Here is a 23,016-nt window from a genome sequence, read left to right as displayed (position 1 = left end):
TAAAGCCATGGCCCCACGACAGCAGCTAGTGACCACCCATCATTTGAACGGTGCAGAAATCCGGGTCTACACCCACCCGGCCCAGCAGCCCTCCCGCGGGGTGATCTACGCCGTGCATGGTTTCCGCGGAGACCACCACGGGCTGGCGCGCATCGTCTCGCACCTGGAGCACTACACGGTGATCGTTCCCGATCTTCCCGGCTTTGGCACTTCGACCTCGATGGCGGATCTGCCCCATGACGTCGAGGGGTACGCTGCGGTGCTCAATCAGCTGGCCGAAGAGCTGCAGCTGGAATCCTCCGTGCACCTGCTGGGGCATTCCTTCGGCTCGATCGTGGCCGCCAAGCTGGCCACCGTCCGCGGCTTTGCCTCGCTGGTATTGCTCAACCCGATCTCCGAGCCGGCGTTGGAGTCCGACCAGGCGCTGCTGGCCAAGCTCACCAGCGGCTACTACGAGGTGTGCGCCAAGCTTCCGGCCCGCATCGGCGAACCGCTGCTGCGTTCCAAGCTGTTCAGCGATGCCATGAGCCTGGTGATGACCAAGAGCAGGGACCCGGAAATCCGCCGCTACGTGCGCGAGCAGCACCGCGCCTACTTCGGCGGCTTCCACTCGCGGGCCACCTTGGCCCAGTCGTACCGCGCCTCGGTCAGCGCAACGGTCGGGGACTACTCCCCTGCGCTGAGCTTGCCGACGCTGATGGTCGGCGGCCTGCAAGACGAACTGGGCACCGCGCAGACGCAGGAGGCGCTGCGGGCCAGCTTCGCCAACGCCCAACTGGTCATGCTCGAGAACGTCGGGCATCTGATCCACTACGAGAAGGCTCCCGAAACCGCCGCCGCCATCGATGGCTTCCTGCAGCTGCTGGCAACCGGCCAGGCCGAGGATCCCGCGGCGGGCTCCTAGAGCGCGTCGTCCGGGTCGATAGCGATATTCACGACCGGGTCCTTGGCCGCGGACATGCTCGCGCGCAGCTGGCGCAGGGCCTTGGTCACCGCCGGCCCGTCGGCGTAGGAGAAGAAGAGCACGTAGCGGTGCTGGGCCGGGGGCCCGTCTATCACCGTCGGGCCGTGGATTTGCACGCACTGCCGGGTCTGCGGATCCAGGTTCGCGACCAGCCGTTCGGCGCCCAGGCCCGAAATCACTGCGCTGCGCACTGCCGGAGGCAACCCCACCTCGCGGCGCTCGGCCAATTCGCGTTCGGCAAAGCTCGCCGGGTCATAGCGCACCAGCGCGGCCCCGGCGGGGCTCGGATTGCCGGTGAGCACCACTACCCCGTCGGCACGCGCCATGGAAGCAGCGGTGAACCAGCGGGAGATGACTTCTTCGGGGTTGCGCAGCGAATCGTGGGCCATCATCTTGTCGGCATCGAGCAGCAGGACGGCAGCGTAGCCGGATTCGGCAAATGGTTCGACCCCTGGCGTAGCGACCACCAGCGCCGGTTTGCCGGGAATCTTGTCCACGGGTTTTGCTCCGGTGGAAGAAATAACGCTGACCTTGGGGAAGGCCAGCCCGAGTTCTTCGGCGGTGCGGTCTGCGCCGATGCTGGCGGCCCGGATCCTCGGTGAGGCGCAGTGCACGCACCGGTAGTCGTGGTACTGCTCGCCGCACCAGCGGCAAGCCACATGCGAGCCCTTGCCGGCGATGTGCAGCGGTCCTTGGCAGGCAGTGCAGCGCGCCGGGGTCCGGCAGTCCTGGCAGGCCAGCGCCGGCATGAATCCGGTGCGCGCCACTTGCACCAGCACCGGGCCGGATTCCAGCGCCCTGGTAGCTTCCCGCCAGGCCAGCGAAGGGATGCGCGCCCGGGCGAGCACCGGGTCGCGCTCGAGCTCGAAATCATTAGTGGTGGCCACAATGCGGGCGGTCTGCGCACGCAGCAGGTCGCGGGGAACCTTCAGCTCGGTGGCCCAGCCGGTCGCCACCAGGCGCTGGGCCTCGACCGAGCGCGATGGCGATGCGATCAGCAGGGAGATGCCGGCCTGCTGGCTGCGCAGCAACGCCACCTCGCGGCTGTGCTGGTAGGGTGCGCGCTGTTCGCGGTGCGATTGGTCCGCGTCCTGCCACACGATCATCAGTTCCAGCCCGGGCACGTGGCATAGCGCCGCCGAACGGGTGCCGATGACGATCTGCACATGCCCTCCGATGGCACGCAGGAAGTTGCGGTAGCGCGGAGTCGGCCCGTCGTCGGCCTGCAGCCGCGCATAGGATTCGGCGCCGAAGTGCTCATCGAGATAGTTGCCCAGCAGCCGCAGGTCGCGCGCGTCGGGCACGATCAGCAGCACGCGCTTGCCGCGCTCCAGTACCGGGCGGGCCGCATCCATCAAGAACCCTGGCCAGGCACCGTGGAAATTCGGCACCCAGGTGGCAACGGCGCGCAGGGTTTCGCCGCTTCCCCAGGCGTCAAGCGCTTGGGCGCCGTGCTCGTAGCGGGAGAGCTGGTTCGGGGCGTCGGGCAGCAACGGCGCGACGGTGGCCAATTCCTCTTTTTCGACCTTGGCCGCGCGGGCGGGCACCGCAAGACGCACCACATCCCACAGGGTTCCGGCATAGCGGGTCGCGATCTCCTGCGCGGCGGCCACAATTTCCGGGTACAGCGCCACCTGGGTGCTGACCAGCTTGGCCAGCGGCCGCAGTTTCATCTCCGGGGCGTGGTCCTCGAGCACCGCGACGATGAATCCGGAGAGCAGCTGCGGCCCGAAGGGCACCTTCACGCGCACCCCCGCCACGGCATCCTGGGCCATCGAGGGAGGAATCTCGTAATCGAAGAAGCGGTCCAGGTGCGGGACGGAAGAATCAATCAGCACCCGGGCAACCCGCTTGAGGCGGGCCGGCTCGGGTGCTGAGATGAGGGCGTCTTGCTGCACGCTCAGGTCCTAGGCGTTGAACCAGCTGCGCAGGGCGTCGACGCGGTCCAGCTTCTCCCAGGTGAAGTCGTTGTCCTCGCGGCCGAAGTGGCCGTGGGCAGCGGTCTTGCGGTAGATCGGGCGCTTCAAGTCCAGGTCTTCGATGATGCCCAGCGGGCGCAGGTCGAATACCTCGTTGATGGCCTTGGTGATCTTGGCCGGATCAACGGTTTCAGTGCCGAAGGTCTCCACGTACAGGCCCACCGGACGGGCCACGCCGATCGCGTAGGCCACCTGGACCTCGGCACGGCGTGCCAGGCCGGCGGCGACCACGTTCTTGGCCACCCAGCGCATCGCGTAGGCGGCCGAGCGGTCGACCTTCGAAGGGTCCTTGCCCGAGAAGGCGCCTCCGCCGTGGCGGGCGAAGCCGCCGTAGGTGTCCACGATGATCTTGCGGCCGGTCAGCCCGGCATCGCCGACCGGGCCGCCGATGATGAACGGGCCCGATGGGTTCAGGATGATCTTGGTGTTCGAGATGTCCAGTCCCGAACGCTCCAGGATCGGGGTGACAACCTCTTCGTGCAGGTCGGCCTTCAGGGTCGCCAGCTCGTATTCGGCGGCGTGCTGGCTGGAGACGACCACGGTGTCCACGGAGACCGGCTTGTCGCCGTCGTAGCCGATGGTGACCTGGGTCTTGCCATCCGGGCGCAGCAGCGGCATGCGGCCGTTCTTGCGGACCTGGGTCAGGCGCTCGGACAGGCGGTGCGCCAGGAAAATCGGGGTCGGCATCAGCGAGTCGGTCTCATCCGAGGCGTAGCCGAACATCAGGCCCTGGTCGCCGGCGCCCTGCATGTCGCGGGGATCCTTGGCCGTTCCTTCGCGCGACTCCAGCGAGTTGAAGACGCCATCGTGGATCTCCTGGGACTGCTGGCCGATCGACACGGACACGCCGCAGCGCGCACCGTCGAAGCCGTTGGCCGAGGAGTCGTAGCCGATGTCCAGGATGGTCTTGCGGACGATCTCCGGGATCTCCACGTAGCCATTGGTGGTCACCTCGCCGGCAACGTGCACCAGCCCGGTGGTGGTCAGGGTCTCGACGGCGACCTTCGAGTCCGGATCCTGCGCCAGCATGGCGTCGAGGATCGCGTCGGAAATCTGGTCGCAAATCTTGTCCGGGTGGCCCTCGGTCACGGATTCCGAGGTGAAAAGACGAAGTTCAGGGGTTGTTGAAGTCACCGTATAACTCTATCTGGTCTCTGGGACCGGTAAGCAGATCTGGTACGTTTCGTGAACAAGCACCGTATGGCGCCACTCACTTTGTTACAGCTGCATGACTTTTTGTTGCATTCGAAATCTGTTCGATGACCACGCGGGCCACCTCGAGCTTGCTGCCCGAGGCCTGCACCGGGTCGGCGCCATCGGCGAAAAGAACCTGGATGCTATTGGTTTCCTGCCCGAAGGTCAGGGATGCGCCCACCTCGTTGACCACGAGCATTTCGCAACCCTTGCGATTCAGCTTGGCCTGGCCGTACTCCAGCACGGTCCCCTGCTCGTCGCCGGTCTCGGCGGCAAAACCGACAATGAACGGCGGCAAGTGCGGATTCTGTCCACGCGCGGCGACCAGCTCGGCGAGGATGTCCGGGTTGCGTACCAGTTCGATGACCGGCGCCGAATGCTCATCGCGCTTCTTGATCTTCGAGTTCTCGATTCTTGCCGGGCGGAAATCGGCGACCGCGGCATTCATGATCAGCACATCTTGGCCCTCGGCGCAGTCGAAGACCGCCTCGCGCAGCTCCAGTGCGCTGGAGGCGTGCACCAGCCGCACGCCATGCGTCGCGGGCACTTCCAGATGGGTGGCGATCAGCGTGACCTCGGCCCCGGCATCACGGGCGGCCTGTGCCAGCGCGACACCCTGGCGGCCCGAGGAGCGGTTACCCAGGAAGCGCACCGGGTCCAGCGGTTCACGGGTGCCGCCAGCGGTGATCAGCACCTTGGCTCCGGCCAGCACCGGTTCGGTGAGCAGGTCCTGGATTGCGGCGAAAATTTCATCGGGTTCTGGAAGCCGGCCCGGTCCCGAGTCCTTGCCGGTCAGCCGCCCGGAGGCGGGTTCGATCACCCGCACGCCGCGATCCCGCAGGGTTTGCACATTCGCGGCAGTGGCCGGATGCTGCCACATTTCGGTGTGCATGGCCGGGGCCATCACCACCGGCGCCCGCGTGGCCAGCAGGGTTCCGGTGAGCAGGTCGTCAGCCAATCCCGCAGCGGCCTTAGCTAAGACGTCCGCGGTGGCCGGCACGACCATCACCAGATCGGCCTGCTGGCCCAGGCGCACGTGATTGACCGAATCCACCGCGTCGAACACGTTCGAGGTGACAGGATTTCCGGACAGGGCCTCCCAGGTGGCGTTGCCCACGAAGTTGGCGACGTTCCGGGTGGGGATCACGTCGACGTGGTGTCCGGCTTCACGCAGCAAGCGCAGCAGGAGTACGGACTTGTAGGCGGCGATACCAGCGGAAACGCCTAGGACAATTCGCTTCACGAAGTACTTCCTCGAGGATTCGGTGCGGCAATGAGGTGGGTGCGGGAGAAAAGGAGCTTAACGAAAAAGAAGGCGCCCGCTCAGGGGCGCCGACTTTTCGATTAGTCTTCGATGACCTCGGCTGCGGTTACCTTCAGCAGGTTATCGTCCAGCTCGCGCAAGGCGATGGTCAGCGGCTTCTCGTTCAGCTTGGTTTCCACCAGTGGGCCTACGTACTCGAACAGGCCTTCGTTCAGCTGCGCGTAGTAGGCGTTGATCTGGCGTGCACGCTTGGCCGAGTTCAGCACAATGGCGTACTTCGAGTCGTTGGTCTCAAGCAACGAGTCGATCGATGGGTTAATGATTCCCTCTGGGTTGGACACAGGACTCCCTATTTGTCGTTCTTTAGCCCCATGAGGGCTACAAGCTCTTCGGCGGCGCGTGCGACATCGTCGTTGACGATGGTCACGTCGAATTCAGATTCCGCTGCAAGTTCTAGTTTAGCGGTTTCTAGGCGGCGCTGCTGTTCCTCGGCCGTTTCAGTGCCGCGTCCCACAAGGCGGCGCACCAATTCCTCCCATGATGGCGGTGCCAAGAAGACGAATTTTGCCTCGGGCATCGACTCCTTGACCTGGCGCGCACCTTGCAGATCGATTTCCAGCAGAACCTTCTTGCCATCTGCCACTGCATCTTCAACCGTCGATCGAATCGTGCCGTAGCTGTTCTGGCCATGGACAACAGCCCATTCCAGCATCTGGCCTTCCTCGACCAGGGATTGGAAGCGTTCGGGGCCCACGAAGAAGTAGTGGACTCCATCCTGCTCCCCTGGCCGGGCGTTGCGGGTCGTTGCGGACACCGAAAGCCAGACATCTGGATAGTTATCGCGGATGTAGGTAGAGACGGTGCCCTTGCCTACTGCCGTGGGGCCGGCTAGAACAGTTACCGACGCAGCGGTCATTGACTACACTTTCGTTTTTGGCGGGCTTTGCTTGAAGTGCTCGGTGATTGCGGTGCGCTGCTTGCGTCCCAGTCCGCGCAGACGGCGGGAAGGGGAAATGCCAAGTCGCTCGAGCAAATTTGCCGCGCGTACTTCACCTACGCCCGGTACCGATTCCAGAAGGTCCATGACACGCATGCGTCCCACGGCTTCATCTTCGTATACCAAGTCTAGTACCTCGGTGATGGAAATTTTGCCGGCACTGAACTCGGCCTTGATTTCTGCACGACGAGTGCGTGCGGCGAGTGCCTTGGCGCGGGCGCGGATACGATCTTCGTCAGAGAGTTCTCGCAGTACCATCGTTCAGCCATCCTTCAGTTGTAGTGGACTAAGGCTTATGTTGAGAAACATAGCGAGCTAACGCTGCTTTTGCAAGACTAAACGCGTTGTGGCTACTAGAAACTCTAATAGCCACAACGCGCCTATGTCACTTATTCGAATTTTTTGCTAGCGAGCTGCCAGCAATTCGTCCCTAACCCGCAGGGCTTTTTCCCTGAGAGCGGCCTTATTCGGCCCCTCTTTGAGGATGTCCCTGCTGCTCGTGCCCAGTACCTGGCCGTAGCTTGAGGCGAATGACTTGGCAATATCCGCTGCCGTGGCACCCTGGGCGCCGAGCCCTGGTGTGAGCAGCGGAGCCTTGGAAGCTGCCAGATCGATTCCGAGCTTGGACGGTGCATCCCCGATGGTCGCACCGACAACCAGCCCGACATGTCCTAAATCTCCTGCGTATGCATTATCCGCAGTGACTTGGTCAATAATTGATTTAGCAACCGAGTTTTCCCCGCCTACGTGCTGTACCGATGGCCCCTCGGGGTTGGAAGTCAGTCCGAGAACGAACACTCCCCTGCCGGTTCCAGCAGCCAAATCCAATGCCGGACGCAGCGATTCATAACCCAGGTACGGGCTCAAAGTCACAGCATCTGCAGCCAGCGGAGAAGCATCATCGAGCCATGCGCTCGCATACGCTGCCATGGTCGAACCGATATCCCCGCGCTTGGCGTCGGCCAGCGTGAGCAGTCCAGCGGACTTCGCAGCACTCAAGGTTTCTTCCAATGCGGCAAATCCCTTGGACCCGAAACGCTCGTACAGAGCCACCTGGGGCTTGAGGATTGCCGCCGCACCGGCCATCGCTTCCACGACGGTCAGTGAGAAAGATCGCACGCCCTCGGCCGTATTCTCCAGCCCCCAGGCTTCCAGCAGCGCCGGGTGGGGATCGATCCCCACGCACAGCGGGCCGGAAGCCTGCATGGCTGAACGAAGCCGCTGACCGAATGGGATCGGCTCAGGCATTGCGCGCTGCGTTCAGGTTGGCGTCGTGCACCTGCAAGCTGGTGACATCCCACTCGTACTCGCGCAGGGCATCGATCGCCTGGACCGAAGCGTTGAACTCCGCCACGGTGGTGATGACCGGGGTGCCGACAGACGTCGCGGCGGCGCGGATTTCGTAGCCATCGCCACGTGCATCCGAGCCCGACGGGGTGTTCAGGATCAGGCCGATCTGGCCGGCTACGATCAAATCGACAATGGACTCCCCGCCTTCGTGCAGCTTGCCGACCACCTGGGTCGGGATGCCGTTGCGGCGCAGCACTTCCGCGGTGCCGCCGGTGGAGATGATCTCGAAGCCCTGGTCAGCAAGGTGCTTGACCGGCAGGACGATCGAGCGCTTGTCGCGGTTGGTGACCGAGACGAAGACCTTGCCGCCGGTTGGCAGCGGGTTGTTCGCTGCGGCCTGCGACTTGGCGAAAGCGGTGTCGAAGTACTTGTCGATGCCCATGACTTCGCCGGTGGAACGCATTTCTGGGCCGAGCAGCGAGTCGACGACCTTGCCCTCCGGGGTGCGGAAGCGGGCGAACGGCATGACTGCTTCCTTGACGGCGATCGCCGCCGATTCAGGCAGGTGCGCGCCATCGCCGGATGCTGGCAGGTAGCTGCCGCGCATTTCGGCCAGGGTACGGCCCACGCCGATCAGCGCGGCGACCTTGGACAGCTGCACGCCGGTAGCCTTCGAGGTGAATGGCACGGTGCGCGATGCACGCGGATTCGCTTCGATGACGTACAGGATGTCGCTGGCCAGGGCGAACTGGATGTTGATCAGGCCACGCACGCCCACGCCTTCGGCGATCGCACGGGTTGCCGCGGCAACGCGGTCGCGCACGTCGGCGCCCAGGGTGATCGGAGGCAGGGTGCAGGCCGAGTCGCCGGAGTGGATGCCGGCTTCCTCGATGTGCTCCATGATGCCGCCGACGTACAGGTCGGTGCCGTCGAACAGGGCGTCGACATCGATCTCGATGGCGTCTTCCAGGAAGCGGTCCACCAGTACCGGGTGGTCCACGGTGATTTCGGTCGCGTTGGTGATGTAGCGCTCGAGGTTGGCCTCGTCGTACACGATCTCCATGCCGCGTCCGCCCAGCACGTAGGAAGGGCGAACCAGTACCGGGTAGCCGATGGAGTCGGCGATGGTCTTGGCATCGGCGAAGGACACCGCGGTGCCGTTCTTCGGCGCTACCAGCCCGGCGTTATCCAGTACCTGCTGGAAGGCGCCGCGGTGCTCGGCCAGGTCGATGGCCTCGGGCGAGGTGCCCAGGATCGGCACGCCGGCAGCCTTCAGCTCGGCGGCGAGTTTCAGCGGGGTCTGCCCGCCAAGCTGGACGAACACGCCCAGCACGCCGCCGGTTTCCTCTTCAGCGTGGATGACCTCCAGGACATCTTCCAAGGTCAGCGGCTCGAAGTAGAGGCGGTCGGAGATGTCGTAATCGGTGGAGACGGTCTCGGGGTTGCAGTTGACCATGACGGTCTCGTAGCCCTCGGCGCGCAGCGCCATCACCGCGTGGACGCAGGAGTAGTCGAACTCGATGCCCTGGCCGATGCGGTTCGGGCCCGAGCCCAGGATGATGACCGACTTCTTCTCGTGGCGCGCCAGCTCGGTCTCTTCGTCGTACGAGGAGTACATGTACGGGGTGAAGGCCTCGAATTCGGCGGCGCAGGTGTCCACGGTCTTGTAGACCGGGCGCACGCCCAGGGCATGGCGGATGCCGCGGATGACCGATTCGGCCTTGCCGGTGAGCTGGGCGAGCTGGACATCGGAGAAGCCGTGGCGCTTGGCTTCGCGCAGCACGTGCTCCGGCAGGTGCTTGTTCGCGGCCACCAGCTGCGCGACCTCGTTGATCAGCTGCAGCTGGTCCAGGTACCAAGGGTCGATCGCAGTGGTCTCGAACAGCTTCTCGATGGACACGCCGGAGAACAGCAGGCGCTGGACCAGCGACAGGCGCTCGGTCGAGCCCTTGACGATCGAGGCCAGCACGGCCTCGTGCTCGGATTCCGGGATCGGCTCGAAGGACAGCTCGGAGCCCTTCTGCTCCAGGGAGCGCAGCGCCTTTTGCAGCGCTTCGGTGAAGTTGCGGCCCAGGGCCATCGCTTCGCCGACCGACTTCATGGTGGTGGTCAGGGTCTTGTCCGCTGCCGGGAACTTCTCGAAGGCGAAGCGCGGGACCTTCACGACCACGTAGTCCAGGGCCGGTTCGAAGGAAGCCGGGGTCTTCTGGGTGATGTCGTTCGGGATCTCATCCAGGGTGTAGCCCACGGCCAGCTTGGTGGCGATCTTCGCGATCGCGAAGCCGGTGGCCTTGGAGGCCAGTGCCGAGGAGCGCGAGACGCGCGGGTTCATCTCGATGACCACGACGCGGCCGGTGTCAGGCTCGATGGCGAACTGGATGTTGCAGCCGCCAGTGTCCACGCCGACTTCGCGGATGACCGCGATCGAGATGTCGCGCAGCTTCTGGTATTCGCGGTCGGTCAGGGTCATGGCCGGGGCCACGGTGATCGAGTCGCCGGTGTGCACGCCGACCGGATCGAAGTTCTCGATGGAGCAGACGACCACGACGTTGTCGTTCTTGTCGCGCATCATCTCCAGCTCGTATTCCTTCCAGCCCAGGATGGACTCCTCCAGGAGCACCTCGGTGGTTGGCGAGTACTGCAGGCCGGCGCCCGCGATGCGGCGCAGGTCCTCCGGGTTGTAGGCCATGCCCGAGCCCAGGCCGCCCATGGTGAACGACGGGCGCACGACTACCGGGTAGTTCAGCTCCTCGACGGCGGCGAAGGCCTCGTCCAGGGTGTGCACGATGACCGAGCGGGCCGATTCGGCGCCGCAGCGCTCGACGACGCCCTTGAACTTCTCGCGGTCCTCGCCCAGCTCGATGGCTTCGATGTTCGCGCCGATCAGCTCGACGTCGTACTTCTCCAAGGCACCGGACTTGTCCAGGGCGATGGCGGTGTTCAGCGCGGTCTGCCCGCCCAGGGTCGGCAGGATCGCATCCGGGCGTTCCTTGGCGATGATCTTCTCGACGACCTCGGGGGTGATCGGCTCAACGTAGGTGGCGTCGGCGAATTCCGGGTCGGTCATGATGGTGGCCGGGTTGGAGTTGACCAGGATGACCCGCAGGCCTTCCTCCTTGAGCACACGCAGTGCCTGGGTGCCGGAGTAGTCGAACTCAGCGGCCTGGCCGATGACGATCGGACCCGAACCGATAACGAGAACTGATTTCAGATCGGTGCGCTTAGGCATTACTTGCTGTCCTTTTCTGCGGCGGAATCCAACGCGGTCATGAAGCGGTCAAAGAGGTAGGCGGCATCGTGGGGGCCGGATGCTGCCTCTGGGTGGTACTGCACGGAGAAGGCCGGGATGTCCAGGCAGCTCAGGCCTTCGACCACGTGGTCGTTCAGCGAGTAGTGCGAGACTTCGACCTTGCCGAAGCGTTCGACCGGAGCGGTGACGGCGCCCTCGATGGGCGCGTCGACGGCGAAGCCGTGGTTCTGGCTGGTGATTTCCACGCGGCCGGTGGCCTTGTCCATCACCGGCTGGTTGATTCCGCGGTGGCCGAAGCGCAGCTTGTAGGTGTCGAAGCCCAGCGCGCGGCCCAGGATCTGGTTGCCGAAGCAGATGCCGAAGTACGGGATGCCGGCATCGAGCACCGAACGGACCAGTTCCACCTGGGCGGTGGCGGTGGCAGGGTCACCGGGGCCGTTGGAGAAGAACACGCCGTTAGCACCGGTGGCCTTGATATCTTCCAGGGTGGCGTTGTACGGCAGCACGTGCACGCGCAGGCCGCGCTCGGCCAGGCGGTGCGGGGTCATCGACTTCATGCCCAGGTCGATCGCGGCCACGGTGTGCTTGGCCTCGCCGTCGTAGCCGTGGTCCGCTGGCTCGACGATGTAGGCGGCGTCCACCGAAACCTCGGCGGAGATGTTGCGGCCGGCCATCGACGGCTGCGCCTTGACCAGGGCCACCAGCTCGGCGTCGGTCTTCGCGGCGTCATCGCCGGAGAAGATGCCGGACTTCATCGCGCCGGCGTCGCGCAGGTGGCGGGTCAGCGCGCGGGTGTCCACGCCCTGGATGCCCACGATGCCGTACTCGACCAGATCAGCATCAAGGGTGCGCTCGCTGCGCCAGTTGCTTGGCCGGCGGGCGGCGTCGCGCACCACGTAGCCGGCAGCCCACATGCGGGTGGATTCCGGATCTTGCGAGTTCACGCCGGTGTTGCCGATGTGCGGGAAGGTCTGCACGATGATCTGGTGCGCGTAGGACGGGTCAGTCAGGGTTTCCTGGTAGCCGGTCATGCCGGTGGTGAACACTGCTTCACCCAGGGTGGTGCCCACGGCGCCATAGCTGCGCCCGCGGAAGATGCGGCCATCTTCAAGTACCAACACGGCTGGTAGGTTGCTCAGGGAATTCACTTATTTGTCTCCTGCTCGGCTTACGTCGTTGTGCGACGCCAGCAACTGATAGATCTTTGGGGTGTCCTCGTGGTAGCGGGGACGGAATCCGGTGTCGAAGGTGAAGCCGTCCTTGTTCCAGGTGATGACGATCAGGCCGTTCTTCTCCACGACCTTGCCGATCATCCCGTTGCTGCGCTTCACGTCCTCGTAGTGCTCCCACGGGATGTGCACGTCGCGCGCTCCGGAACGGATCAGGTGCAGCCCTTCGCGTCCCAGTTCCAAGGTGGCGTTGGTGCGCACCCCGAGCTCATGGACCGCGATGCGCGCCAGCCAGTCGTCGAACCGGGTGGTGACCACATACATGCCTGCGAAATGGTGCTCCACCTCATCGGCGAAGTCCTCGAAGGGCTCGGGAATCGCTGACTGCCGGGCCTTGAGGTTCCGCCAGCCGAAAAGGATCAGGCCCACGCCTGCGACGATCGCGACAATCGTCCAGATCAACGGGGTCAGGGCTCCCTCAGGCATTGGCCGTCCTAGGGGTAGCCAGCTGGCCATCGAGCACGGTGGCATGGCCGTGGAAGAAGGTCGCGCGCACCGATCCGGGCAGCTCCATGCCGGCGAACGGCGAGTTGCGCCCCTTGGTGGCCATGGCAGCCGGGTCGACGATCCAGCGGGCTGCCGGATCGACCAGCACCAGGTTGGCAGGCTCGCCGATGGCGATCGGTCGGCCCTGGTCGGCAACGCGGCCGATCTGCGCGGGCACCTGCGAGGTAATGCGGGCCACGGCCTCCCAGCCCATCAGCCCGGTGTCCACCAGCGTGTGCTGCACGATGGACAGCGCGGTCTCCAGGCCGGTCATGCCCATGGCGGCCGCGCCCCACTCGCAGTCCTTGGCCTCGGAGGGGTGCGGGGCGTGGTCGGTGCCGATCACGTCGATGGTGCCGTCGGCAACGCCCGCGCGCAGCGCCATCACGTCTTCTTCGCGGCGCAGCGGCGGGTTGACCTTGAAGACCGGGTCGTAGGTGCGGACCTTCTCATCGGTGAGCAGCAGGTGGTGCGGGGTGACCTCCGCGGTGACCTGGATGCCGCGGGCCTTGGCCCAGCGGATGATCTCCACCGAGCCGGCCGTGGACACGTGGCACACGTGCAGGCGGGCGCCGACGTGCTCGGCCAAGAGCACATCGCGGGCGATGATCGATTCCTCGGCGACCGCTGGCCAGCCGGGCATGCCCAGGATGGCGGAGACTTCGCCCTCGTTCATCTGGGCGCCTTCGGTCAGGCGCGGTTCCTGGGCGTGCTGGGCGATGACCCCGTCGAAGGCCTTCACGTATTCCAGGGCGCGGCGCATCAGCAGCGGGTCCCAGACGCAGATGCCGTCATCGGAGAACATCTTCACCTGGGCGCGCGAGTCGGCCATTGCGCCGATTTCGCTCAGCTGCTTGCCGGCCAAACCGACGGTCACCGCGCCGACCGGGCGGACATCCACCCAGCCTGCCTTGCGGCCCAATTCGTAGACCTGCTCGACGACGCCGGCGGTATCGGCTACCGGGGTGGAGTTGGCCATGGCATGCACGGCGGTGTAGCCGCCGCGGGCCGCTGCCTGCGAACCGGTTTCCACGGTTTCGGCGTCTTCGCGGCCTGGTTCGCGCAGGTGCGTGTGGGTGTCGACGAGCCCGGGCAGGAGCACGAGATTCCGCGCGTCGATGACCTGGGCATCGCCGGCGGCAGCAATGCTGCCCAGCTGGGCGATCTTGCCGTCGTCGATCAGCACGTCGACCGGTTCGCCGCCGAGGATGGAGGCCTGCTGGATCAAGTAGTTCATGGGTTCTTCCTTCAGATCAGGTCGCCGGAGAGGAGCATGTAGAGGCTGGCCATGCGCACGGCCACGCCATTGGTGACCTGGTCGAGCACGGTGGAGCGCGGCGAATCCGCGGCGGCCGAGGAGATTTCCAGGCCGCGGTTCATCGGGCCCGGGTGCATGATCAGGGTTTCGGCGCCCGAGGCGTCCAACTGTGCCAGGCGTGCATCGTCCAGTCCCCAGTAGCGCGAGTATTCGCGGGGGTTCGGGAAGTACGCGGCGTTCATGCGCTCGCCCTGCACGCGCAGCATCATCAGCGCGTCAACGCCCGAGGCGATCACTGCATCCAGGTCGTAGCTGATGGCGCAGGGCCAGGAGCCGGCGCCGAAAGGCAGCAGGGTCGGAGGGGCCACCATCGTCACTTCGGCACCGAGGGTGTTCAGCAGCCACAGGTTGGAGCGGGCCACGCGCGAATGCAGGATATCCCCGACGATCGCGACCTTCAGTCCGTCCAGGCCGCGGCCTGCCGGGCTGGTGCCATCGCGCAATGCCACCTGGCGGCGCAGGGTGAATGCGTCCAGCAGCGCCTGGGTGGGGTGTTCGTGGGTGCCATCCCCGGCGTTGACGATCGGCAGGCCGATCCAGTCGGTGGCTGCCAGGCGTGCAGGTGCGCCGGAGTCCGGGTGGCGGATGACTACTGCGTCGGCACCAATGGCCAACAGGGTCTGGGCGGTATCCTTCAGGGACTCGCCCTTGGAAACGCTCGAGCCCTTGGCCGAGAAATTGATGACGTCCGCGCTCAATCGCTTGGCGGCGGCTTCGAAGGAAATCCGGGTGCGGGTGGAGTCCTCGAAGAAGAGGTTCACCACGGTGCGACCGCGCAGGGCCGGAAGCTTCTTGATGGCACGGGTCGAGGACTCGCGCATCTCTTCGGCAATATCAAGGATGGCGATGGCTTCTTCGCGGGTCAGGTCCGCGGTGGATAGCAGGTGTTTCACGCGGCGCCCTCGATCACGACTTCGTTTTTCCCATCGATTTCCGCCAAGTGCACGCGCACCTTTTCGCTCTTGGCTGTCGGCAGGTTCTTGCCCACATGATCGGCGCGGATCGGCAGTTCCCGATGCCCGCGGTCAACCAGGACGGCCAGCCGCACGATGCGGGGGCGGCCCCAGTCTGCCAGGGCATCCAGGGCGGCGCGGATGGTGCGTCCGGAGTACAGGACGTCGTCAACCAGGACCACGACCTTGCCTTCGATGCCGCCTGCTGGCAGGCGCGTCGGCGACGGGGTGCGGGTGGTGGAGTGGCGCAGATCATCACGGTACATGGTGATGTCGAGCTGGCCTACCAGGGATGCCGGGTCCAGGTTGCCCGGGGCGGTGGCCGCGATTCGCGCTGCCAGCCGCTGTGCCAGCGGGAAACCCCGGCTGGGAATGCCCAGGAGCACCAGGTCGTCGGTGCCCTTGTTGGCCTCGATGATCTCGAAGGCTACGCGAGTGAGTACACGTTCGATGTCGTCGCCGGTTAATACCGTGCGGGCAGCATCTGGCACTGAATTTTCATTCATGCTGTGCACCTCTCCCTTCTCCGCCTCACGGGACGGGATTTAAAGGAATATTGCTAACTCAAATTATCACGAGCGGGAGCTGATTCCCTAGCGGAAACCTATGCATGACACTGAATAGGGCATGGGATCGGTCACAGCGATCGGCCGGCGGCTTCGTGCGACCGGCAGAACCACGCAGATCCCTGCGCTTGGCCTTGGCCCCGCGCGCAGATGTGTTGCGATCGACACACCCGCGAAGTGGCGTGGGCCCGGGATTCCTGGTGCATGATCGGCCCGCGCGTCCGGGCAAGGCATTCGCGCAGCAGATCCGCAGGCCCGCTATGCCGCGCGTACTGCTCATCCAGGATTTGCGCCGCTCCGTCGAACTCGGGTCCCGGCGGACCCGAGTTCCTGCCCGCCGGATCAGCCCGGGAGATCCAGGTACGCCAGACCCGCTCCCTTCACCCGGATGGTGCGGCAGGACAAGCAGTCCGAGCGTGGATGGCAGGACCGAGCGCCTGGACAGCAGCAAAGCATCCAGCCCCCGGCATTCGAGCCCGTGGCCAGCAGGTCGCCGTGCAGGTAGCCCGCTCCGCCTGCTTCGCCGTGATCCTGCCCGGGGCCGAGCCGCGACAGGCAACGGCTTAACGCAAAAAAGCCCGGGCCGGAACCCCGTGAAAGGGGTTCCGGCCCGGGCTCGGAATGATGAGGATCGAATTAGTCGACCAGGGTGTCCTTGACGCTCTGGATGCGACCCAAAACGCCATTGACGAACTCCGGCGATTCATCGGTGGACAATTCCCGGACGTTCACCACGGCTTCAGCCACGGCTACTGCATCGGGAACGTCATCGTTGTAAAGCAGCTCCCACACGCCGATGCGCAGTGCGCTGCGGTCAACCGCTGGCATGCGCTCGATGGTCCAGTCCTTGACGTAGCTCTCGAGAACTTCGTCAATGCGGTCCAGGTGTGCGGTAACGCCTTCGATGATCGTCAGCGAGTACTCGTTGAGTACGATATCCGAGTTTTCCCGTCGTGCGATGGCTACGGCCAGCGGATTGACATCGCGGGCTTCGGCTTCGAACAGGAACTCAAGAGCTCGGCGACGGGCTTTGGCGCGGGCTCTCACTAGTTGACACGACCCAGGTAGTCGCCGGTGCGGGTGTCGACCTTGACCTTGGTGTTCTGCTCAACGAACAGCGGAACCTGGATTTCCTTGCCGGTTTCCAGGGTTGCCGGCTTGGTGCCAGCCGACGAGCGGTCGCCCTGCAGGCCTGGCTCGGTGTAGGTGATTTCCAGGATGACCGAAGCTGGCAGTTCCAGGTACAGTGGGCTGCCATCGTACATGGCGATGGTCAGTTCCTGGTTCTCCAGCAGGAAGCCTGCTGCATCACCAACGGTGGTGCCGGACACGGTGATCTGGTCGTAATCTTCCAGGTTCATGAAGACGTAGTCTTCGCCATCCTGGTAGAGGTACTGGTAGTCGCGGCGGTCAACGGTGGCCAGCTCGATCTTGGTGCCAGCGTTGTAGGTCTTGTCCAAGACCTTCCCGGACATGACGTTGCGCATCTTGGTGCGAACGAATGCGCCGCCCTTGCCTGGCTTGACGTGCTGGAAGTCAATGATGGTCCAAAGCTGGCCATCGATCTTGATGACCTGTCCATTCTTGATGTCAGTTGTATCCGCCACGGTTCCTCAATCCTCTATTTTCGCCAGCTAGCGCCGGCATTATCAAAAATCCATCTCCAAGTTTACCCTACGCACCATGCGGTACAAAGGGTTTCACACGGTGGCGCGCATTACTGCGCGGCGCGCTCCTCGGCAATTTGCATGCAGGTGCTTGCGGCGTTGACCAGGTACGCGTCGTCGTCCAGCGCGATGCGCAGATCCAGGGCCTTGCGGAAACGGGTTGCCGCCGCCTTGAAATCGCCCTTCGCGAAGAAGGACAGGCCAGCGTGGTGGTGGATCAGCGGCTCGTATGCGGTGCCGGCGAATTCCTCGGCCAGCTTGCGCAGTCGGTTGATCGCGCGATCGAAGTCGCCCTGCATGCGGGTCAGCTCGGTGTCCAGCACACGCAGGTGGGCGTTGGTTGGATCCACGAAACGCGATTCAGCGATCAGCTCGCCGGCTTTCACCAGCTCCCCACGCGCCAGCAGTACCATGACCTGGTCGGTAGGGGAACCGACCAGCAGCTGCTGCTCGGCCGCGGCCTCGTCGGCGATGTAGGGCTTCAGCGTTTGGGGGTCGATCAGCACGCCCTCTACGGCGGTGCCGACACCTTCGCGGTTTACCGATGCGACGTCAATGGCGTATGCGGTGTAGTCGACCATGTAGTTACTCCCCGATTTCCTGGTAGGCGGCGAAGAGCAGCGAGTTATCGGGGACTTCGTAGATGCGCGGCTTGCCGATTTCTTCCAGCACGACGAAGCGCAGCTGGCTGCCGCGGGCCTTCTTGTCGCGCTTCATGCCATCGAGCAGTGCAGCCCAGCGGTCATTGCGGTAGGTGGTCGGCAGGCCAAGGGACTTGAGGATCGCGACGTGGCGATCGGCCACCGCGTCGGAGGTGTACCCTACCGAGCGGCCCAATTCGGCGGCGAAGGCCAGCCCGATGGACACGGCGGCACCATGGCGCATCTGGTAGCGTTCGGACAGCTCGATGGCGTGGGCCAGGGTGTGGCCGTAGTTCAGGAATTCACGGTCGCCGGCTTCCTTCAGGTCGCGGGAAACCACGTCGACCTTCACCGCGATGGTGCGCTCGACCAGTTCGCGCAAGCGGTCGCTGGCCGGGTCGATGGCATCGGCCGGATCTTCTTCGATCAGTTCCAGGATGCGCTCGTCGGCGATGAATCCGCACTTGACGATCTCGGCCATGCCGGTCACCAGCTCGTTCTTCGGCAAGGTGGCCAGCGCGTCCAGATCGGCGAGCACGCCTGCTGGCGGGTGGAAGGCGCCAACCAGGTTCTTGCCTTCGGCGGTGTTGATCCCGGTCTTGCCGCCTACGGCAGCGTCGACCATGGCCAGCAGCGAGGTAGGGATATGGATGACCTTCACGCCGCGCAGCCAGGTGGCTGCGACAAAACCAGCGACGTCGGTGACGGCGCCGCCGCCCACGGAGATCACGGCATCGGAACGGGTGAAATCGTTCTTGCCCAGCACTTCCCAGCAGAAGGAGGCGACTTGGATGTGCTTGCCCTCTTCGGCGTCCGGAATCTCTGCGGTCAATGCTTCCAGGCCGGACTTCGCCAGCTCGTCGCGCACGACGTCGCCGGTGGCGCGCAGGGCCCGCGGGTGGATGACCAGGACCTTCTTGACCGCGGGGCCAAGCAGTTCGGGCAAGTGGCCCAGCAGGCCGTTGCCGACCATGACAGGGTATGACTCCCCTGGGGTGCTTCCGGTGACCTTCAGAGTGGTCGGTGCGATAGGCATCAGTCTAGTTCCTCCTGATGGTGGTGATTTTTCCAGCGTACGCGTGCGTTCGGCCAGAAGTTGCATCTCGTGAGGCTAATCACAGCGCTTCCAGCTGCGGCAAAAGCTCGTCGATAATTTGCGGAACGGACTTTCCATCCACCAGAACGTGCACGTCAGCGAGCATTTCGTAGATGGGGCGGCGTTTTTCGTAAACGGAGATCCAGCTGTTGAGGGCTTGGTCACCAGCCAGCAGCGGGCGGTGCCCGTCGCCCTTGATGCGCTCGGCGGCGGCCTGTTCACCCAGCGCCAGGTAGATCACCGTCCCGCGCGAAAGCAGCTGCTGGTTCTCTTCGCGCAGCACTGCGCCTCCCCCGGTGGCGACCACGCCGGTACGCAGCCGGCACAGCGCCTGGACTTCCAGGTCGCGGAAATGCGCCTCGCCGTGCTCGGCGAAGATCTGTGCGATGGTTCCATGGTGGGCGACGATGGCCGCGTCCGAATCCGCAAAGCTCGTAGAAAGGGCCGTGGCCAGTGACCTGCCCACGGTGGACTTGCCACTGGCCATCGGACCAATGAGGTAGATCATTGAAGCGCGCTTCCTAGACGCCGGTCGAACCCAGGTTGCCCGGGATGTTCGCCAGGTAGGACTCGATATTGCGCTTGGTTTCGGCCACCGAGTCGCCGCCGAACTTCTCCAGCAGGGACTGGGCGAGCACCAGGGCGACCATTGCTTCTGCCACGACGCCGGCTGCCGGCACCGCACAGACATCCGAACGCTGGTGGTGCGCGGTGGTGTCCTCGCCGGTGGCGGTGTCCACGGTGCGCAGGGCCCGGGGCACGGTGGCGATCGGCTTCATGCCGGCGCGCACGCGCAGCACCTCGCCGATGCTCATGCCGCCCTCGATGCCGCCGGCGCGGTTCGAGTTGCGCTTGATGCTGCCGTCTTCGGCGTGCACGATCTCGTCGTGGGCGGCCGAGCCGCGTCGGGCGGCCGTGGCGAAGCCGTCGCCGACCTCCACGCCCTTGATGGCCTGGATGCCCATCAGGGCCGCGGCCAGGCGTGCGTCCAGGCGGCGGTCCCAGTGCACGTAGGAGCCGATGCCCGGAGGCAGGTTGTAGGCCAGGACCTCGACGACGCCGCCCAGGGTCTCCCCTGCCTTGTGCGCGTCATCGACTTCGGCGACCATCGCCTCGCTGGTTTCCTGGTGGAAGCAGCGCAGCGGGTCGTTATCCAGCGCCGCAACGTCGGCGGCCGTGGGAAGCGGCGCATCGGCTGGGGCAGCCACGGAGCCGACGGCGGTGGTGTGCGAAACGAGCTGGATGCCCAAGTCGTTCAGGAAACGGGAAGCCACGGTGCCCAAGGCGACACGGGCCGCGGTCTCGCGGGCGCTGGCGCGCTCCAGGATCGGGCGGGCGTCCTCGAAGCCGTACTTCTGCATGCCGGTGAAATCGGCGTGCCCCGGACGCGGCCGGGTCAGTGGCGCATTGCGCGCCATCGAGGCCAGTTCATCCAGGTCCACCGGATCAGCGTTCATCACGCGTTCCCACTTGGGCCATTCGGTGTTGCCGATTTCAATGGCTACCGGGCCGCCCTGGGTCTTGCCATGGCGGACACCTCCAAGGAAGGTGACCTGGTCCTTTTCAAACTTCATGCGCGCGCCGCGGCCATAGCCGAGGCGTCGGCGCGCCAGTGCCTCTCGCACTGCTTCGCTATCCACCGATACTCCGGCGGGTAGTCCTTCGAGAATTCCAACAAGTGCCGGGCCATGCGATTCGCCCGCGGTCAACCAACGCAACATGTCATCTATTTTGCCATGGCACGAACTGATTACTGGTGTCGGGCCAGACCCAAAGAGTCATACATCGCATTTGTGACGTCCATGCGACGCGATTCCTCCCATGCGCCGGCGCTGAAGAGCCGCACTTGTTCCACCGCCTGGTGCACCAGCATATGCAGCCCGCTGATCACGGTTCCCTGCCAGGCCCGGGCCAAGGCCGAAGGCCACGGATCGTAGGCGACATCCAGCAGGATTCCGGTGCCTGCGCCGATCGCCGGCACCCAGTCATCGGCCGCGTGCGGCGGCAGGGTGGAGAAGACCAGCGGAATCTCGTTGAGCGTGGCGGCCAGCTCCTGGCCGATGCCCGAAATCTCGTGGACGGACGTTTCCATCCCGAGCTCGCGGGCCAATTCGACAGCGCGGGTGGCACGGGAGGCTGCGCGCACCACCAGCGTCAGCTGCCGGGCGCCGATTTCTGCGGCGGCCTCGATGGCGGCCAGCGCGGTGTTGCCCGAACCCAGGACCATCGCTTGCGCGCTGCGGGCGAGCCCGAAATCCGCCAGGGCCTGGACCAGGCCCTCGATGTCGGTGTTTTCCCCGTAGAGGGTGCCGTCTTCGCGGACCACCACGGTGTTCAGCGCACCAAGGCGTTGCACGCGGGCGGACAGCTCATCCATCTGCGGCACGAACGCATCCTTCAGCGGCATGGTGACCGAGCAGCCCGCCCAGTTTCCTGCGCGCAGCTCGGCCGCGTGCCCGGCAGCATCCCCCGGTTCCAGATCGATCGCGCTGTAGCTGATCGGCACGCCGAGCAGCTGGTAGGCGGCGCGGTGCAGCACCGGCGACTTGGAGTGGCTGATGGGGTGGCCGAGAACGGCTGCCTGCTTCATGGCTTCATGGACTTTCTGCTTGTGGCTGCCCGCACAGCGGCAGCAGTGCGGCTGGCAAGCACGGGAATCCGCGCTAGCAGACTCCTGGATTCTGGTTGCACCAGGCGCGGAATTCTGCCTGGTTCTGCCGGTGCTCAGCGTAGGTCGAGGCGAATTTGGTTTCACCGGTTTCGATGTTGACCGTCACCCAGTAGTAGTAGCCGTTGCTTTCCGGATGGGCAGCAGCCTCGATCGCAGAATTCGCCGGCGAGCCCAAGGGGGTTGGCGGCAGGCCGGTGTGCACATAGGTGTTGTACTTGTTCGACGCGTCCTGCTTCTCCTGGGCGCTGAACTGCAGCGAGTAGCGGTCCAGCCCGTAGATCACCGAGGAGTCGACCTGCAGCAGCCCGTGGGTTTCGCGGTTGCCCGGGTCCAGGCGGTTCTCGATCGCGCCGGCGACCGTGGCGTAGTCCGGGGTGCGTGCCTCGGCCTGCAGGATCGAGGCGACCTTCAGGGTGCGGTAGCCCTCTTCGAGGTCGGTGATGCCGGCCTGCTCCAGGGAAGCCTTGGTGGCCTTGACCAGTTCGCCCAGGACTTCTTCGGCGTCGGCGTTCAGCGGGAAGCGGTACTCCCCCGGGTGCAGCCAGCCTTCGAGGCTCGGCACCGAGGCAGGCAGGCCGAATTGCTGCGGCTTCTTGGCCAGCGCCTGCAGATCCTTTTCCGCCAGTCCCGAGCCCTTGGCAATCTCCTTGATCGCCGCGTCCAGGCGCATATTGGCCTTCAGCCCGATGTAGAAGACCTTGTCCGGACGCTGGTTCACGAGGATATCTGCCGCGTCGGCCGCTGGCATCTGCTTCTTGAGCAGGTAGGTGCCGGGGTGGATCAGCTTGCTCTGCGCTTCGGAGTCCGCGACGGCGTCGGTGAACAGGCCGTCGCTGGAGACGACATCGAGCTCCTCGAGCTTGCGCGAAATGATCTTCAAGCCCCAGCCATCTTCCACGGTGAATTCCACCGCGGCGCCGCCTGGGCCTGGATAGTCGTCCGGGTTGAACTGCTTGAGCACGGACTTGACGAAGTAGACCGAGCCGGCGACCACCAGTGCGAAGATCAGCACGGTGGCCAGCATGACCAGGTTGCGCTTGCGCTTGGTGCGCTTGCGCCGCTGGGCCTTGCCGGCGGCGGCGGCCTGGGCAGCTTGGTCATCGTGGGGATCGCCGCTGAGCACCGCGGACTGCTGCGCGGCTTCGGGCTCTTCCGGGTAGTGCTCCTGGGCGGCATCTTCGTGCCCGGCAAATGCTGGCGCATCGGAGGAGGCGGCTGCCTGGGCGGGGAGGAACCTGGTGTCGGTTCCTTCCCCGTCCGGGGCTTCCTGGTCTGCGGGCTCCTGCCAGCTGTCCTCGGCCGCCGCCAGCGATTGGCGGTAATCCCCGGTGCCGGTCAGTTCCGGTTCTGAGGGTTGTTCGATCGGCAAGCCAGTGCCGGCGGCAAAGCGTTCGTATAGCGCGCGATGCGTTTCGCGTTGCCGTTCATGGCGGGCTTCTTCTCGCATCAAC

At 65.0% G+C, this 23,016-nt stretch carries 22 protein-coding genes and 1 pseudogene; 2 read left to right on the top strand and 21 right to left on the bottom strand.

Translation table 11 applies throughout. The annotated features are described in order from the left end of the window. Positions 1–7 precede the first annotated feature (7 nt). Positions 8–904, top strand: coding sequence for an alpha/beta fold hydrolase (locus M2368_RS03910; RefSeq protein ID WP_105658314.1), 897 nt, complete (start codon positions 8–10; stop codon positions 902–904). On the opposite strand, the gene M2368_RS03905 is transcribed toward M2368_RS03910, so the two are convergent. The 13 genes and pseudogenes from M2368_RS03905 to pyrR form a co-directional block, all read right to left on the bottom strand. Next, a complete protein-coding gene (locus tag M2368_RS03905; protein WP_498724024.1) occupies positions 901–2,862 on the bottom strand; it encodes a primosomal protein N' family DNA-binding protein in 1,962 nt (653 codons plus the stop codon). The genes M2368_RS03910 and M2368_RS03905 overlap by 4 nt on opposite strands. A gap of 9 nt (positions 2,863–2,871) precedes the next feature. After that, positions 2,872–4,077: a methionine adenosyltransferase gene (gene metK / locus M2368_RS03900; protein WP_332486171.1), complete on the bottom strand. Its 1,206-nt coding sequence runs from the start codon at positions 4,075–4,077 to the stop codon at positions 2,872–2,874. Between the two features lie 76 nt (positions 4,078–4,153). Then, positions 4,154–5,389 (bottom strand): annotated as a pseudogene (gene coaBC / locus M2368_RS03895) (bifunctional phosphopantothenoylcysteine decarboxylase/phosphopantothenate--cysteine ligase CoaBC); the annotation flags it as partial. 92 nt (positions 5,390–5,481) lie between these two features. Beyond that, positions 5,482–5,742, bottom strand: coding sequence for a DNA-directed RNA polymerase subunit omega (gene rpoZ / locus M2368_RS03890; RefSeq protein ID WP_286134300.1), 261 nt, complete (start codon positions 5,740–5,742; stop codon positions 5,482–5,484). 8 nt (positions 5,743–5,750) lie between these two features. After that, positions 5,751–6,317, bottom strand: a complete 567-nt coding sequence (gmk, locus tag M2368_RS03885) for a guanylate kinase (protein ID WP_105658309.1) — start codon at positions 6,315–6,317, stop codon at positions 5,751–5,753. 3 nt (positions 6,318–6,320) lie between these two features. Then, positions 6,321–6,656 carry an integration host factor, actinobacterial type gene (mihF, locus tag M2368_RS03880; protein ID WP_013349055.1) on the bottom strand — a complete coding sequence of 112 codons (336 nt, stop codon included), beginning with the start codon at positions 6,654–6,656 and terminating at the stop codon, positions 6,321–6,323. Between the two features lie 147 nt (positions 6,657–6,803). Further along, positions 6,804–7,646, bottom strand: coding sequence for an orotidine-5'-phosphate decarboxylase (gene pyrF / locus M2368_RS03875; protein WP_332486151.1), 843 nt, complete (start codon positions 7,644–7,646; stop codon positions 6,804–6,806). Then, complete coding sequence (gene carB, locus M2368_RS03870) at positions 7,639–10,917, bottom strand: carbamoyl-phosphate synthase large subunit (protein ID WP_332486149.1); 3,279 nt, start codon at positions 10,915–10,917, stop codon at positions 7,639–7,641. The genes pyrF and carB overlap by 8 nt, the downstream gene beginning before the upstream one ends. After that, positions 10,917–12,086: a glutamine-hydrolyzing carbamoyl-phosphate synthase small subunit gene (gene carA, locus M2368_RS03865; protein WP_105658306.1), complete on the bottom strand. Its 1,170-nt coding sequence runs from the start codon at positions 12,084–12,086 to the stop codon at positions 10,917–10,919. The genes carB and carA overlap by 1 nt, the downstream gene beginning before the upstream one ends. Continuing rightward, entirely contained in the window at positions 12,087–12,593 is a 507-nt protein-coding gene (locus M2368_RS03860) for a PH-like domain-containing protein (protein ID WP_105658305.1), read from the bottom strand. Further along, positions 12,586–13,890 carry a dihydroorotase gene (locus M2368_RS03855; protein ID WP_498724023.1) on the bottom strand — a complete coding sequence of 435 codons (1,305 nt, stop codon included), beginning with the start codon at positions 13,888–13,890 and terminating at the stop codon, positions 12,586–12,588. Before M2368_RS03855 ends, M2368_RS03860 begins: the two co-directional genes overlap by 8 nt. An 11-nt stretch (positions 13,891–13,901) precedes the next feature. Further along, positions 13,902–14,864, bottom strand: a complete 963-nt coding sequence (locus M2368_RS03850; RefSeq protein WP_105658303.1) for an aspartate carbamoyltransferase catalytic subunit — start codon at positions 14,862–14,864, stop codon at positions 13,902–13,904. After that, positions 14,861–15,430: a bifunctional pyr operon transcriptional regulator/uracil phosphoribosyltransferase PyrR gene (gene pyrR, locus M2368_RS03845; RefSeq protein ID WP_105658359.1), complete on the bottom strand. Its 570-nt coding sequence runs from the start codon at positions 15,428–15,430 to the stop codon at positions 14,861–14,863. The genes M2368_RS03850 and pyrR overlap by 4 nt, the downstream gene beginning before the upstream one ends. Positions 15,431–15,910: 480 nt before the next feature. On the opposite strand from pyrR, the gene M2368_RS03840 reads away from it, so the two are divergent. Then, positions 15,911–16,057, top strand: coding sequence for a hypothetical protein (locus M2368_RS03840; protein WP_181148996.1), 147 nt, complete (start codon positions 15,911–15,913; stop codon positions 16,055–16,057). 69 nt (positions 16,058–16,126) lie between these two features. Here M2368_RS03840 and nusB read toward each other — a convergent pair whose 3' ends face one another. The 8 genes from nusB to mltG all read right to left on the bottom strand — a co-directional run bounded on the left by nusB (position 16,127) and on the right by mltG (position 23,012). Continuing rightward, a complete protein-coding gene (nusB, locus tag M2368_RS03835) occupies positions 16,127–16,537 on the bottom strand; it encodes a transcription antitermination factor NusB (protein WP_105658302.1) in 411 nt (136 codons plus the stop codon). Then, positions 16,537–17,097, bottom strand: coding sequence for an elongation factor P (gene efp, locus M2368_RS03830; protein WP_013349066.1), 561 nt, complete (start codon positions 17,095–17,097; stop codon positions 16,537–16,539). The genes nusB and efp overlap by 1 nt, the downstream gene beginning before the upstream one ends. Positions 17,098–17,207: 110 nt before the next feature. Further along, the gene (locus M2368_RS03825) at positions 17,208–17,738 is read right to left on the bottom strand and encodes a tetratricopeptide repeat protein (protein ID WP_105658301.1); all 531 of its coding nucleotides are present in this window, start codon (positions 17,736–17,738) and stop codon (positions 17,208–17,210) included. A gap of 4 nt (positions 17,739–17,742) precedes the next feature. Continuing rightward, the gene (aroB, locus tag M2368_RS03820) at positions 17,743–18,834 is read right to left on the bottom strand and encodes a 3-dehydroquinate synthase (RefSeq protein WP_105661293.1); all 1,092 of its coding nucleotides are present in this window, start codon (positions 18,832–18,834) and stop codon (positions 17,743–17,745) included. Between the two features lie 79 nt (positions 18,835–18,913). Next, positions 18,914–19,402 (bottom strand): shikimate kinase, encoded by a 489-nt coding sequence (locus M2368_RS03815; protein ID WP_402696150.1) that lies wholly within the window; start codon positions 19,400–19,402, stop codon positions 18,914–18,916. Positions 19,403–19,415: 13 nt separating this feature from the next. Beyond that, positions 19,416–20,615 (bottom strand): chorismate synthase, encoded by a 1,200-nt coding sequence (gene aroC / locus M2368_RS03810; protein ID WP_133833335.1) that lies wholly within the window; start codon positions 20,613–20,615, stop codon positions 19,416–19,418. Between the two features lie 29 nt (positions 20,616–20,644). Continuing rightward, complete coding sequence (locus tag M2368_RS03805; RefSeq protein WP_133833334.1) at positions 20,645–21,484, bottom strand: shikimate dehydrogenase family protein; 840 nt, start codon at positions 21,482–21,484, stop codon at positions 20,645–20,647. 73 nt (positions 21,485–21,557) lie between these two features. Next, a complete protein-coding gene (gene mltG, locus M2368_RS03800) occupies positions 21,558–23,012 on the bottom strand; it encodes an endolytic transglycosylase MltG (protein WP_448940207.1) in 1,455 nt (484 codons plus the stop codon). Between the last annotated feature and the right edge of the window lie 4 nt (positions 23,013–23,016).

Source organism: Arthrobacter sp. JUb119 (genome assembly GCF_024807995.1).
Classification (GTDB): Bacteria; Actinomycetota; Actinomycetes; order Actinomycetales; family Micrococcaceae; genus Glutamicibacter.
This window is presented reverse-complemented; position numbering and strand designations above follow the sequence as displayed.